A 13,581-nucleotide genomic window follows, 5' to 3' on the forward strand; every position below is an offset into this window, starting at 1 on the left:
TTGTCTGAAATAGGCAGGGCTTGGAATTCACACCTTCTGCGTTTTCGCAAGAAAGCGTGATCCCTTTCCCGTGGATGAACTATCGGCATACCGGTCATTGGCCGGTTTGGGAACCGTTGGCGGGCGGAAACCTGCCCGTCCTCGTGTTGACAAGCTTGACTGAAGCTTGAACATGCCGCGGACGTAGCAGTGTCTGGAGGGTGTTATGGCGATGCGCGCGGCGGCTCGTGGTCTGTCGATCTTGATTCTTCTCATTTTCGCCTGGGGGTCTGTAGCGCAAGCGGCCGAAGCCCGCCGGGTGGTGACCTCAAATAATTCCGACTATTTCGGCTTCGATCTCAGATCGGACCAGAATGTCAGCCTCGATCAGTGCAAGACGACATGCCTCGGCGACCCCGCCTGCCGCGCCTTTACTTACAACAACAAGGCCAAATGGTGCTTCCTAAAATCCGACTATAACCAGTTGAAACCCTTCAGCGGCGCGGTCGCGGGCAAGGTCGTCAATGTCGATGGCGACCCCGATATCGGCGCCCCGCCGGAACTCGCCTTCTTCCCCAACTGGATGGCCGACCAGGCCCAGCAATACCGCAACAAGCTGACCGATCCGGCCTATGACAAGCCGACCGACGGGCTGGAATCACTCCGCGCCGCCGCCGAACAGGCTGCACTGACCGGCGACCATGGCCAGGCCATGAACAAATACGAGGCCGCGGTCTCGGTCCTGCCTGACGACGGCCAGCTTTGGCTCGGTCTGGCGCGTGAAACGCTTGCCATACAGCCGGCCAGCGGCACCTCCGAATCCTACAATCTGCCGGTCAAAGGCACCTCCGCCGCCATCAACGCCTACAAATTGCTGCGCACCACCAAGACCCGCGCCGAAGTGCTGGCGCTGCTCGGCAACGGCCTCGACCGCCGCGATCTCTACCGTCCGGCCCTGCAGGCTTATGAAGCCAGCCTCGCGCTGGTCAGTTCGCCGGCGGTCAAGGCCGAATATGAGGATCTCAAGGCCCGCAAGGGCTTCCGCGTCATCGATCACTCGATCGACGCCGACACCAGCGCGCCGCGCATTTGCGCGCAGTTTTCCGAGGAGCTGGTGAAGACCGGCGTCGACTACGCCCAGTTCGTCACCGTCGACAACCAGCCGCCCAAGGGCGTCGAGGCCAAGGACAAGCAGATCTGCGTCGAAGGCCTGGAGCACGGCCAACATTACGAAGTGACCTTCCGCGCCGGTCTGCCGGCCGCCATTGGCGAGGTCACCGCCGCTCCGGTCGTGCTGTCGATCTATGTGCAGGACCGCGCGCCGTCCGCCCGCTTCACCGGCGACAGCTTCGTGCTGCCCGCCGGCGCCCGCCGCGGCATCCCGGTCGTCACCGTCAACATGAATGCCGCACAGATGAAGCTCTACCGCATCGGCGATCGTTCGCTGGCGCAGCTTCTGTCCGGCTATCAGTTCCTGAAGCAGCTCGACGGCTATGATATCTCCAGCATTTCCGACCAGATGGGTGAGCCGGTCTGGCAGGGCCAGCTCGACATCGCCAACGACCTCAACAAGGACGTCACGACGTCGTTCCCGGTCGACGAAGCTTTGCCGCAGCGCAAGCCCGGCGTCTACGTGCTGACCGCGCAAGCGGTAAACGAAAACGACGAGGACAATTACAATTCGCTTGCCACGCAGTGGTTCGTCGTCTCCGACATCGGCCTGTCGACCTATACCGGCCAGGATGGCCTCAATGTCTTTGCCCGCTCGCTTGGAACCGCCAAGCCGATCGCCGGCGCCGAACTGACGCTGCTGGCCAGGAACAATGAAATCCTCGGCACAGCCACGTCGGACGCCGAAGGCCATGCTGTCTTCAACCCCGGCCTGACGCGCGGCGACGGCGGCATGGTGCCGGCCGTTCTGATGGCCAAGCAGGGCGACAACGATTTCGTCTTCCTCGACATGGGCCGCGCCGGCTTCGATTTGTCCGATCGCGGCGTCGCCGGACGCGCCGCACCGGGCGCGCTCGATGTCTATGCCTGGACCGAACGCGGCATCTACCGCGCCGGCGAGGATGTGCATGTCGCAGCCCTTGCCCGCGACGGCGCCTCCAAAGCGGTGGAAAACCTGCCGCTGACCTTCATCTTCACCCGTCCCGACGGCGTCGAGAACCGCCGCATCGTTGCCGATGGCGTCTCGGCCGGCGGCTATGCCGTCGACCTGCCGCTGGAAGCCAACGCCATGCGCGGCACCTGGACGGTGTCGATCTATACCGATCCCAAGCAGGCGGCCGTTTCCAGCCAGATGTTCCTGGTCGAAGACTTCGTGCCGGATCGCATCGAGTTCGACATGAAGTCCGACAAGCAGGAGATCGCACAGGGCGAAACCGCCAACATCGACATTGACGGCCGCTTCCTCTATGGCGCGCCGGCCGCCGGCCTCGCGCTCGAAGGCGAGCTGACGCTGTCGACGGCGCGCGACTGGGACCGTTTCGCCGGCTATTCGTTCGGCCTTGCCGACGAGCAGTCGGCCGAGCCTTCGGTCACCCCGTTCACCGGTCTGCCGGTGGTCGGCGACGACGGCAAGGCGACCTTCCCGGTCACGGTCGACCAATTGCCCGCGACCACCAAGCTGGTCGACGCCAAGGTCACGGTTCGCATGCGCGAAACCGGAGGCCGCGCCATCGAGCGCTCGCTCAACATCGGCATCCGCCCGCAAGGCCACATGATCGGCATTCGTCCGGATTTCGCCGACAATGAGGTGCCGCAGGGCGGCACCGCCAAGTTCAGCCTCATCGCGGTCGACCCCGACGGCAAGCGCGAGACGCTGAAGGGCGCGCAGTGGTCGCTGGTCAAGGTCGAACGCAATTACCAGTGGTACCGCAACAACAACTCGTGGAACTACGAACCGGTCACCTTCACCAAGTCGATCGCCAACGGCCAGGTCGATCTCAGCGCCGATGCCGAGGCGACCGTGACGATGCCGGTCGACTGGGGCCAGTACCGGCTCGAGATCGAGACTACCGACCCCGAAGGCCCGGCGACCAGCTATGAGTTCGACGCCGGCTGGTATGTCTCCTCGACCTCCACCGAAACGCCTGACGGGCTCGAGATCGCTCTCGACAAGGACAGCTATGCCGTCGGCGACGTGGCCAAGCTGAAAGTGTCGCCGCATTTTGCCGGCGAACTGCTGGTCACCATCGGCGCCGACAAGCTGCTCAAGACCGTCACGGCAACCATGCCGGCCGGCGGCAGCACGGTCGACATCCCGGTCGGTGACGACTGGGGCGCCGGCGCCTACATCACCGCAACCCTGTTCCGGCCCGGCGATGCGCAGGAAACCCGCATGCCGGCGCGCGCCATCGGCGTAAAATGGCTGACGGTCGACCCAGGCTCGAAAAAGCTCGCCGTCACCCTGACGCCGCCGGACAAGACGATGCCGCGCCAGCAGCTGTCGATCCCGGTTTCGGTCGCCGGCGTAGCGCCGGGCAGCAATGCCTATGTCACGGTCGCTGCCGTCGATGTCGGCATTTTGAACCTCACCAACTACAAGGCGCCGGATCCGGAGGGCTGGTATTTCGGCCAGCGCATGCTCGGGCTCGAAGTCCGCGACATCTATGGCCGTCTCATCGACGGCTCGCTCGGCACCACCGGCAAGCTCAGGACCGGCGGCGACGGCGCCTCGATGCAGCCGCAAGGCAGTCCGCCGACCGAAAAGCTGGTCGCCTTCTTCTCCGGCCCGGTCCAGCTCGACGCCGACGGCAAGGCGAGGATCGACTTCGACATCCCGCAGTTCAACGGCACCGTGCGCGTCATGGCCGTCGCCTGGACCAAGGAGGCCGTCGGCCATGCCACGACCGATGTCATCGTGCGCGATCCGGTGGTGATCACCGCCGGCCTGCCCCGCTTCCTGGCGCCTGGAGATGCAGCGATCATGCGGCTCGATGTCGCCGACACCGACGGTCCGGAGGGCGACTATGCCCTGTCGATCGCCACGACCGGCGACCTCTCGACCGGCGACAAGCCGTTGCCCGAAAAGCTGACTCTCGCCAAGGGCAAGCGCCAGACGCTGACCGTGCCGCTGATTGCACAGACGGCGGGTAATGCCTCGATCACCATCAAGCTCGCCCATGGCGACGGCACCTCCGTCGAGCAGACGCTGTATGTTCCGGTGCGTCCGGCGCAATTGCCGGTCACCAACCGTCTGGTCGTCGACCTCAAGGGCAGTGGCGGCTCGCTGCGCGTCGACAAGGAGCTGCTCGCGGCAAGCCTGCTCGACGGCGCCTCGATCAGTGTCGGCGTTTCACAGGCTGCCGCCTTCGACGTGCCGTCGCTGCTGATGACGCTCGACCGCTACCCCTATGGTTGCGCCGAGCAGACCACCAGCCGCGCCATGCCGCTTCTCTACGTCAACGATCTGGCGTCCGGCGTTGGCATGCAAAGCGATNACCACCAGCCGCGCCATGCCGCTTCTCTACGTCAACGATCTGGCGTCCGGCGTTGGCATGCAAAGCGATCCCGAACTGCACGGCCGCGTGCAGGCCGCCATCTACAAGGTGCTGAGCTACCAGGCTTCGGCCGGCAGCTTCGGCCTGTGGGGTCCGGGCTCCGGCGATCTGTGGCTCGACTCTTACGTCACCGACTTCCTGACCCGGGCGCGCGAGCAGAACTACAACGTGCCGGCCCTGGCGATGAGCCAGGCGCTGAGCAATCTGCAAAACTCGGTCGGTTACGACCAGGACGTCCAGGATCGCGGCAGCGAAATCGCCTACGCGCTCTATGTTCTGGCCCGCAACAAGAAGGCCTCGGTCGGCGATCTGCGCTACTACGCCGACACCAAGCTCGAAGCCTTCTCGAGCCCGATGGCCGTCGCCCAGTTGGCGGCGAGCCTGGCGCTCTACGGCGACGCGCAGCGTTCGGAAGCAACCTTCCAGACGGCGCTGCAGCTGGCCAAGTCGACCACCGAATACGACTACTACCGGTCCGACTATGGCTCGCGGCTGCGTGATGGCGCCGCGATCCTGGCGCTCGCCGCCGAATCGAGGCCGGTGCCGACCATCGTGCCGGAGCTGATCCGGCTGGTGGCAAGGGAACGCGCCGATGCCCGCTGGACCAGCACGCAGGACGAGTCCTGGATGCTTCTGGCGGCCCGCGCGCTGAAGTCGGGCAACGACTCGATCACGCTCTCGGTCAACGGCGCGCCGCATGCCGGTGGGTATTCCAACCACCTCAGCGGCACCGACATTGCCGACAGCCCGCTGACCATCGCCAACACCGGCGCCACGCCGCTGCAGGCGGTCGTCACCACGGTCGCCTCGCCGGTAGAGCCCTTGCCGGCCGGCGGCGACGGCTTCACCATCGACCGCACCTACTACAAGCTCGATGGCACCGAAGCCAACGTCACCGAGGCGACGCAGAACGAACGCTACGTGGTCGTGCTCAAGGTTTACGAGCAGAACCGCTGGCCTTCGCGCCTGCTGATCACCGACCTGTTGCCGGCCGGCTTCGAGATCGACAATCCGGGCCTTGTTTCCAGCGCCCAGCTGTCGAACTTCACCTGGCTGGCGCAAACCGACGCCGCCCATCTCGAATTCCGCGACGACCGTTTCGTCGCGGCATTCAATCCCAATGACGGCGATGGCGACCGCAACATCATGCTGGCCTATGTCGTGCGTGCGGTGACGCCGGGCACCTACGCCCATCCGGCGGCCACGGTGGAGGACATGTACCGGCCGCAATATTCGGCCCGCACCGCCACCGGTATGATGGAGATCAAGGCGCCGTAAGGCGCCTTGACGAAGATGAACACGCCGATGTCCGCGACCATCTCCTTCTCCCCGCTATGCGGAGAGAAGGAGCCGGCAGGCGGATGAAGGGCACCACCATGCTCTCCAGAAAATTTCTCCGTCGAACAGGCATCGCCGCCGCCTCCCTCGTCGGCTTTGCGGCGATCGCTGCCGCTTCTCTCTGGGAACTCGACCGCGCTTTTCCGCCGCCGCTGCCCGGAAGGCTCACCGTCTCCACCGAGGTCCAGGACCGCGACGGCCAGCTGTTGCGCGCCTTCGCCACGCCGGACGGTTACTGGCGGCTCGACACTCATCTCGACCAGGTCGACAAGCAGTTCGTCAACATGCTGGTCACCTATGAAGACAAGCGCTTCTGGGACCATGATGGCGTCGATGTGCTGGCGCTGGCGCGCGCCGCCGGCCAGTTCGCCACCAGCGGCCGTATCGTCTCCGGCGGCTCGACCCTGTCGATGCAGCTTGCCCGGCTGATCGAGCCACGCGAAAACCGCAGCCTCGGCTCGAAGATCAAGCAGATGCTGCGTGCCATCCAGATCGAGCGGCGGCTGTCCAAGCAGGAGATCCTCGAACGCTACCTGACCTTGGCGCCCTATGGCGGCAATCTTGAAGGTGTGCGCGCCGCCTCGCTCGCCTATTTCGGCAAAGAGCCGAAGCGGCTGACGGTCTCGGAAGCAGCACTGCTCGTCGCCTTGCCGCAATTGCCGGAAAAGCGCCGGCCCGACCGCAATCTCACCATCGCTCATGCCGCCCGCGACCGCGTGCTGACCCGCATGGTTTCGGCAGGCCTGCTTGGCGAGCGCGAGGCCGCGCGCGCCGCCCTCGACGATGTCTCGGGCCTGCGCCGCAAATTGCCGGCGCTGGCGCCGCACGCCGCCTACGCCATGCTGCCCAAGGCCGTGCCCGGCAAGCCACTGCAGCTTACGATCCGCAAAAGCGTCCAGCAAGGGCTGGAACAGGTGGCGCGCGATGCCGCGATCAAGCTTGGCCCGCGCCTGTCGGTCGCCATGGTGATGGCGGACGCACGCACTGGCGACATTCTTGGCGAAGTCGGCTCGGCCGATTTCTTCGATGCCAGCCGCTCCGGCTGGATCGACATGACCAGGATCGTGCGTTCGCCCGGTTCGACGCTGAAGCCGTTCATCTATGGCCTCGCCTTCGAGCAAGGGCTGGTGGCGCAGGAAATGCTGATCGAGGACAGTCCGGTCGATTTCGGCGGCTACCGGCCAAAGAATTTCGACATGGGCTATCAGGGGGATGTCTCGATCCGCCAGGCGCTGCAGCTGTCGCTCAACGTTCCGGCGATCCGCGTGCTCGACTCGGTCGGCCCGGCACGGCTGATGGCGCGCTTCCGCCAGGCCGGCGTCAGCCCGGTGCTACCGGTCAACGAGGCGCCGGGCCTCGCCATCGGCCTCGGAGGCGTCGGCGTAACGCTGCGCGATCTCGTCCAGCTCTATACCGGCCTCGCCAATGGCGGCAAGGCAAACACGCTGCATGACGGCACCGAGCCGGCCAATGCCGAGCGCACCACCGCCACGATCCTCGACGCCCAGGCGAACTGGCAGATCACCGACATATTGTCGGGCGTAAAGCCGCCCGAGGGCGCCTTGCAGCGCGGCATCGCCTACAAGACTGGGACGTCCTACGGCTACCGCGACGCCTGGTCGGTCGGCTTCGACGGCCGCTACGTGCTGGGTGTGTGGGTCGGCCGCGCCGATGCCGGTGCGGTGCCCGGCCTGTCCGGCTATGTCTCGGCCGCCCCCATCCTGTTCGAGGGCTTCGTCCGCTCCGGCCTCACCGCCGTCCCGTTGCCCAGCCAGCCGGCCGGTGTCCTCAAGGCCAGGCGCGAAGACCTGCCGGTGACATTGGGGCGCTTCGGCGCCGGCGCCGACGGACTGGTGCAGGCAGGCCCGACGGAACCGGCGCCAACGATCATTTTCCCGCCCAACGGCGCCCGCGTCGATCTCGCCACCAATTCCGCCGAGGCCTCGCCGCTGGTGCTGAAACTGCAAGGCGGCCGCGCGCCGTTCCGCTGGCTGGCCAATGGCAAGCCGCTCGTCGGCATCGACCGCCGCCGCAGCGCGACCTGGCTGCCCGACGGCGCCGGCTATTCAACGCTCACCGTAATCGACGCCGTGGGACGCGCGGCAAGCGTGAAGGTGTTCGTTGAATAGATGGCGCCAAGCGATTCAGGGGATTGGGCTTCTTCGCCTGAAACCCGGCGCGAGGCACCCCCCTCTGGCCTGCCGGCCAATGGCCGGCAGGCCAGAGGGGGGTGTGCCGAAGCGCTTGCATCGAGGATTGGCCTTAGCCCTATCCATGTTCGTTTCGACTTGCTCCCCCGCCGACGCCGATCCCCTGCCCGCCGGCTTCGTCCGCTTGGCCGATGTCGATCCCTCGATCCGCCAGGACATCCGCTATGCCGGCCTGGAAAATTTCCTGCATCGCAAGGCCGATGGCTACGACGCCCCAATCTGCATCCTCACGAAGCAAGCTGCGCAAGCGCTGTCCGGTGTCCAGAAAGCGCTCGCCGCCGATGGCCTGACGCTGGTCGTCTTCGACTGCTACCGCCCGGCCCGCGCCGTTGCCGACATGGGCAAATGGACCAGAGAGGGCGGCCCGCCCGATCCGCAATGGTACCCTCAGGTGCAGCGCGGCGACCTCATCGCCAAGGGCTATATCGGCGAATTGTCCACCCATTCGCGCGGCTCGACCGTCGATATCGCCATCGCCCGCAGCGACGGCAAGAATAAGTCATCCGCCGCTTGCGGCGCGGCCGGCGCCGGCACGCTCGATTTCGGCACCAGCTTCGACTGTTTCGACCCGGCAAGCGAAACCGCACATCGCCCATTGGCGGCAGAAGCGGCGGCAAACCGCAAAAGGCTGCTCGACGCCATGCGCGCCGGCGGCTTCAAGAATTATGCGCGAGAGTGGTGGCACTACACGCTTCGGGATGAGCCGTTTCCAAAGCTGCGCTTCGATTTTCCTATCACTGCGGGCTGAACCGCCCGGTGCAACACCGAGCCTTCCCTCGCTCGGCCTTGCTTCTGCGGTGTCGGCTCCTAGATAGCGTCAAACCGGCGGATTTGGGTTAGACCAATATGAGGAAAATATTTCCTTCCGAAACCCCAATATCGGCGAAAATTTCCTTCGAATGGACAAAAAAGGCAACGTTGAATGCATCTAATTTCTATCAATTCGATAGAGTTCAGCCGTCATCAACGGAGGCGGGAATGACCAAACCTCATTTCAAGAAACTGCTCGGCGCACTGGTCGCCACATCGATCCAGTTCGGAACGCTCGGTTTCGCGTTTGCCGATACGACCATTCTGAACGTGTCCTACGACCCGACACGCGAACTCTACAAGGCCTATGACGAAGCCTTCGTCGCACACTGGAAGGCCGAGACCGGCGAGACGGTCACCATCCAGCAATCGCATGGCGGCTCCGGCGCCCAGGCCCGCGCCGTGATCGACGGCCTCGATGCCGATGTGGTGACGCTGGCGCTCGAAGGCGACATCAACGCCATCGTCACCAAGTCGAAGAAGATCAACCCGGACTGGCGCAAGAAGTTCGAGAACAATTCGGCGCCTTACACCTCGACCATCATCTTCCTGGTCCGCAAGGGCAACCCGAAGGGCATCCACGACTGGAGCGATCTGGTCAAGGACGGTGTCCAGGTGATCACGCCGAACCCGAAGACGTCGGGTGGCGCCCGCTGGAACTACCTTGCCGCCTGGGCCTATGCCAACGCCAATGATGGCGGCGACGAGGCCAAGAACAAGGAATTCGTCGGCAAGCTCTACGCCAATGCTCCGGTGCTCGACACCGGTGCGCGCGGCTCGACGGTCACCTTCGCGCAAAAGGGCATCGGCGACGTGCTGATCGGCTGGGAAAACGACGCCTATCTGGCGCTCAATGAATTCGGAGCCGACAATTTCGAGATCGTCTATCCCCCGACCTCGATCCTGGCCGAGCCGCCGGTGGCGATCGTCGACGCCAATGTCGATGCCAAGGGCACCCGCAAGGTCGCCGAAGCCTATCTCGGCTGGCTCTATTCCAAGGAAGCCCAGACGATCATCGCCAAGAACCACTATCGTCCGGCCAAGCCCGAGCTGGTGGATGCGGCTGACATTCCGAAGACGCCCGAAATCAAGCTGATCTCCATCGACGATCCGCTTTTTGGCGGCTGGAAGAAGGCACAGCCTTATCATTTCGGCGATGGTGGTATATTCGACCAGATCTACAAGCCGGCCCAGTAGGATTTAGATCAGGACGACATGACCATAGCACCCGCCAAGGCGGGGTGGCGATTCAGACAGCCGAGTGTCATTCCGGGTTTCGGATTGACGCTCGGCTTCTCGCTTGCCTACCTCACGCTCATCATCCTCATCCCCCTGTCGGGCCTGATCTGGCGCTCGGCAGCCCTCGGCTGGACCGATTTCTGGGCGATCGCCACCGACCGCCGGACCATCAACGCACTCGAAATCAGCTTCGGCACAGCCTTCATCGCAGCCGCCGTCAACGTCGTCTTCGGCACGCTCGTCGCCTGGGTGCTGGTGCGCTACCGCTTCCCCGGCCGCCGCGTCGTCGACGCCATGGTCGACCTGCCCTTCGCGCTGCCGACTGCGGTCGCGGGCATTGCGCTGACCACTCTTTATGCGCCCAATGGCTGGATCGGCCATCTCCTGGCGCCGCTCGGCATCAAGGTCGCCTACACGCCGCTCGGCATTGTCGTGGCGCTTGTCTTCATCGGCCTGCCGTTTGTCGTGCGCACGGTGCAGCCGATCATGGAGGAGATCGACAAGGAAGTGGAGGAAGCCGCCGCGACGCTCGGCGCCAACCGCTTCCAGATCATCACCCGCATCCTGTTTCCCGGCCTGGCGCCGGCCATCATCACCGGCTTCTCACTCGCCTTCGCGCGCGGCGTCGGCGAATACGGCTCGGTCATCTTCATCGCCGGCAACCTTCCCTACAAGTCGGAGATCGCACCGCTTCTGATCGTCATCCGGCTCGAGGAGTACAATTATCCGGCGGCCACCGCGATCGCGGCGATCATGCTTTTGCTGTCGTTCGTGATGCTGCTGGTCATCAACCTGGCGCAGTCATGGAGTCGCAAGCGCTATGGCTGACCCCGAGATCAAATCCTACGAACCGCATCACGAGAGCCGGTCGGCGGCGGTGACCGAAAGCCGGCCGGTGCGGCTGCTGCTGATGGCGGTGGCCTTCGCCTTCCTCGCCATCTTCCTGCTGCTGCCGCTGATCATCGTCTTCCACGAGGCGCTGGCGAAAGGCATTGGCGCCTACACGGAATCGCTCTCCAATCCCGATACGCGCTCGGCGATCCGGCTGACGCTGCTGGTGGCGGTGATCGCCGTTCCGCTCAACGTCGTCTTCGGCATTTCGGCTGCCTGGGCGATCGCCAAGTTCGAGTTCAAGGGCAAGGCTTTTCTAACCACGCTGATCGACCTGCCCTTCTCGGTCTCGCCGGTCATTTCCGGCCTGGTCTATGTGCTTTTGTTTGGCGCTCAGGGACTGTTCGGTGAATGGCTGAAGGCGCACGGCATCCAGATCTTGTTCGCCGTGCCCGGCATCGTGCTCGCGACCATCTTCGTCACCTTCCCCTTCGTTGCCCGCGAACTGATCCCGCTGATGCAGGAACAGGGCAACGGCGACGAGGAAGCCGCGCTCTCTCTGGGCGCCAATGGCTGGCAGACCTTCTGGTACGTGACGCTGCCCAACGTCAAATGGGGATTGCTCTACGGCGTGCTTTTATGCAACGCCCGCTCGATGGGCGAATTCGGCGCGGTCTCGGTCGTGTCGGGCCACATACGCGGGCTGACCAACACCATGCCGTTGCATGTCGAAATCCTCTACAACGAGTACAACGCCGTCGGCGCTTTTGCCGTCGCTTCGCTGCTTGCCGGCCTGGCGCTGGTCACGCTGGTCTTGAAAACACTTCTAGAGATGCGCTACGGCGCCGAGATCGCCGCGACGCGCGGGCACTGACTAAATGCATGTCGCCCAAGACTGGGAACCGGTTTTGCGACAACGACATGCACCAAATTACTGAGGGATCTACATGGAAGTTCGCGTTGCCAACGTACGCAAGGAGTTTGACCGGTTTCCGGCCCTCCATGACGTATCGCTTGACATCAAGTCGGGTGAGCTGATCGCGCTGCTTGGGCCATCCGGCTCCGGCAAGACGACGCTGCTGAGGCTTATCGCCGGCCTGGAGCGGCCGACGCGCGGAAAGATCTTCTTCGGCGACGAGGACGCCTCGCACCGCTCGATCCAGGAGCGCAATGTCGGCTTCGTCTTCCAGCACTATGCGCTCTTCCGGCACATGACGGTCGCCGACAATATCGGCTTCGGCCTCAAGGTGCGGCATGGACCGTCGCGACCACCGGCGGCCGAAATCCGCCGACGCGCCTCCGAACTGCTCGATCTCGTTCAGCTTTCCGGCCTGGAAAAGCGCTATCCGGCGCAACTTTCGGGTGGCCAGCGCCAGCGCGTGGCGCTCGCCCGGGCCATGGCCATCGAGCCCAAGGTGCTGTTGCTCGACGAGCCGTTCGGCGCGCTCGATGCGCAGGTGCGCCGGGAACTGCGCCGCTGGCTGCGCGAGATCCATGACCGTACCGGCCACACCACCGTCTTCGTCACCCACGACCAGGAAGAGGCGCTCGAGCTTGCCGACCGCGTCGTGGTGATGAGCCAGGGCCGCATCGAGCAGGTCGGCTCCGCCGACGAGATCTACGACACGCCGAACTCGCCCTTCGTCTACTCCTTCATCGGTGAATCGAGCATGCTGCCGGTCAAGGTTGAGAATGGCGAGATCTGGCTCGCCGACCGTCCGATCGGCGTGTCGGCGCCGCACGCACCCGAGGGCGATGCGACGCTGTACTTCCGCCCGCACGATATCGAACTGCTCGACGGCTGCAGCGGCTGCATCGCCGGCACGGTCGCCGCCAGCCGCCGCGTCGCCGGCACAAGACGCGTCGAACTGGAAATCGGCGGCGAGCGCCAGCGCGTCGAGATCGAACTGCCTGTGGACCATCCTGCGGCGCAGAAGAGCCGGGTGGCGTTCAGGCCAAGGCGCTGGAAGCTTTTCCCGGCGACCTGAGCCGGCGCTACTCCAGCCAGTTCTCGACCTTCAGGCCCTTGATCCGGCTGAACTCACCGGTGTTGGCCGTAACCAGCGTCGTCCCCAGCGCGCAGGCGTGGGCAGCAATGAAAAGGTCATTGTGGCCGATGACCTGGCTCCTTGCTTCCAGTTCGGCACGAAGTGCGCCGTATTCGGCATCCACCGGCACGTCGAGCGGCAGCACAGGTAACTCGGCGAGCAATTGCTCGACCTTGGCTAGCAGCTTGGCCGATCCCTTGCGGGCGCAGCCATAACGCAACTCCGAGGCGACAACGATGCTGGTGCAGAGGGCACCGTCTCCCGCGCAAACCGCCGTACTGGCAGCCTTGCCAGCAGGGTTTCGGATCATGTCGCTGAGAATGTTGGTGTCCAGCATGAACCGCATCAGAAGATATCCTCGGGTCCCACGGGCGCATCATGGATCTCGGGAAAGTCGTCTTCAGGACCAAGCGGCGGCTCTTTCGCCCATTGGGCAAGCAGCGCGACAAGTCCCGGTTTACGGACCGGCTCGATGATCAGCCGGTCGCCATCGCGGCTGATCAGGACCTTCTCCCCAGGCAGCTCGAACTCGACAGGAATGCGAACCGCCTGACTGCGGTTGTTGCGAAACAACTTCGCCTCCCTGGGCGGTGGTATTGAGTGACGGTGCCGCGGCATGGC

The 13,581-nt window shown here is 64.5% G+C and carries 8 protein-coding genes and 1 pseudogene; 7 read left to right on the forward strand and 2 right to left on the reverse strand.

Translation table 11 applies throughout. The features are described 5' to 3' along the window. Nucleotides 1–205: 205 nt before the first annotated feature. From X750_RS01000000162715 to X750_RS157165, 7 genes and pseudogenes are all read left to right on the forward strand, one after another. A pseudogene (locus tag X750_RS01000000162715) lies at nucleotides 206–5,762 on the forward strand (alpha-2-macroglobulin family protein). 83 nt (nucleotides 5,763–5,845) lie between these two features. Next, the gene (gene pbpC / locus X750_RS157190) at nucleotides 5,846–7,951 is read left to right on the forward strand and encodes a penicillin-binding protein 1C (RefSeq protein ID WP_031242664.1); all 2,106 of its coding nucleotides are present in this window, start codon (nucleotides 5,846–5,848) and stop codon (nucleotides 7,949–7,951) included. A 145-nt stretch (nucleotides 7,952–8,096) separates the two neighbouring features. Beyond that, complete coding sequence (locus X750_RS157185) at nucleotides 8,097–8,780, forward strand: M15 family metallopeptidase (RefSeq protein WP_023746960.1); 684 nt, start codon at nucleotides 8,097–8,099, stop codon at nucleotides 8,778–8,780. Between the two features lie 230 nt (nucleotides 8,781–9,010). Beyond that, a complete protein-coding gene (locus X750_RS157180) occupies nucleotides 9,011–10,039 on the forward strand; it encodes a sulfate ABC transporter substrate-binding protein (protein WP_023673082.1) in 1,029 nt (342 codons plus the stop codon). 18 nt (nucleotides 10,040–10,057) lie between these two features. Then, the gene (gene cysT / locus X750_RS157175; protein ID WP_023687973.1) at nucleotides 10,058–10,909 is read left to right on the forward strand and encodes a sulfate ABC transporter permease subunit CysT; all 852 of its coding nucleotides are present in this window, start codon (nucleotides 10,058–10,060) and stop codon (nucleotides 10,907–10,909) included. Next, nucleotides 10,902–11,786: a sulfate ABC transporter permease subunit CysW gene (cysW, locus tag X750_RS157170; protein ID WP_023690809.1), complete on the forward strand. Its 885-nt coding sequence runs from the start codon at nucleotides 10,902–10,904 to the stop codon at nucleotides 11,784–11,786. Before cysT ends, cysW begins: the two co-directional genes overlap by 8 nt. A gap of 73 nt (nucleotides 11,787–11,859) precedes the next feature. Further along, entirely contained in the window at nucleotides 11,860–12,900 is a 1,041-nt protein-coding gene (locus X750_RS157165) for a sulfate/molybdate ABC transporter ATP-binding protein (RefSeq protein WP_023739911.1), read from the forward strand. 7 nt (nucleotides 12,901–12,907) lie between these two features. Here the strand turns inward: X750_RS157165 and X750_RS157160 are convergent, their stop codons facing one another. Together X750_RS157160 and X750_RS157155 are read right to left on the reverse strand one after the other, a co-directional pair. Further along, nucleotides 12,908–13,306 (reverse strand): type II toxin-antitoxin system VapC family toxin, encoded by a 399-nt coding sequence (locus X750_RS157160; protein ID WP_023696188.1) that lies wholly within the window; start codon nucleotides 13,304–13,306, stop codon nucleotides 12,908–12,910. Continuing rightward, entirely contained in the window at nucleotides 13,306–13,578 is a 273-nt protein-coding gene (locus tag X750_RS157155; protein WP_023746961.1) for an AbrB/MazE/SpoVT family DNA-binding domain-containing protein, read from the reverse strand. Before X750_RS157155 ends, X750_RS157160 begins: the two co-directional genes overlap by 1 nt. Nucleotides 13,579–13,581: the final 3 nt, after the last annotated feature.

The organism is Mesorhizobium sp. LNJC391B00, assembly GCF_000502535.1.
In the GTDB taxonomy this organism is placed as follows: Bacteria; Pseudomonadota; Alphaproteobacteria; order Rhizobiales; family Rhizobiaceae; genus Mesorhizobium.

Coding starts and splice junctions, on each gene's coding strand:
- X750_RS157160 (WP_023696188.1), bottom strand. CDS start 13,306: ATGCGGTTCATGCTGGACACCAACATTCTCAGCGACATGATCCGAAAC.
- pbpC (WP_031242664.1), top strand. CDS start 5,846: ATGAAGGGCACCACCATGCTCTCCAGAAAATTTCTCCGTCGAACAGGC.
- X750_RS157165 (WP_023739911.1), top strand. CDS start 11,860: ATGGAAGTTCGCGTTGCCAACGTACGCAAGGAGTTTGACCGGTTTCCG.
- X750_RS157180 (WP_023673082.1), top strand. CDS start 9,011: ATGACCAAACCTCATTTCAAGAAACTGCTCGGCGCACTGGTCGCCACA.
- X750_RS157185 (WP_023746960.1), top strand. CDS start 8,097: ATGTTCGTTTCGACTTGCTCCCCCGCCGACGCCGATCCCCTGCCCGCC.
- cysT (WP_023687973.1), top strand. CDS start 10,058: ATGACCATAGCACCCGCCAAGGCGGGGTGGCGATTCAGACAGCCGAGT.
- cysW (WP_023690809.1), top strand. CDS start 10,902: ATGGCTGACCCCGAGATCAAATCCTACGAACCGCATCACGAGAGCCGG.
- X750_RS157155 (WP_023746961.1), bottom strand. CDS start 13,578: ATGCCGCGGCACCGTCACTCAATACCACCGCCCAGGGAGGCGAAGTTG.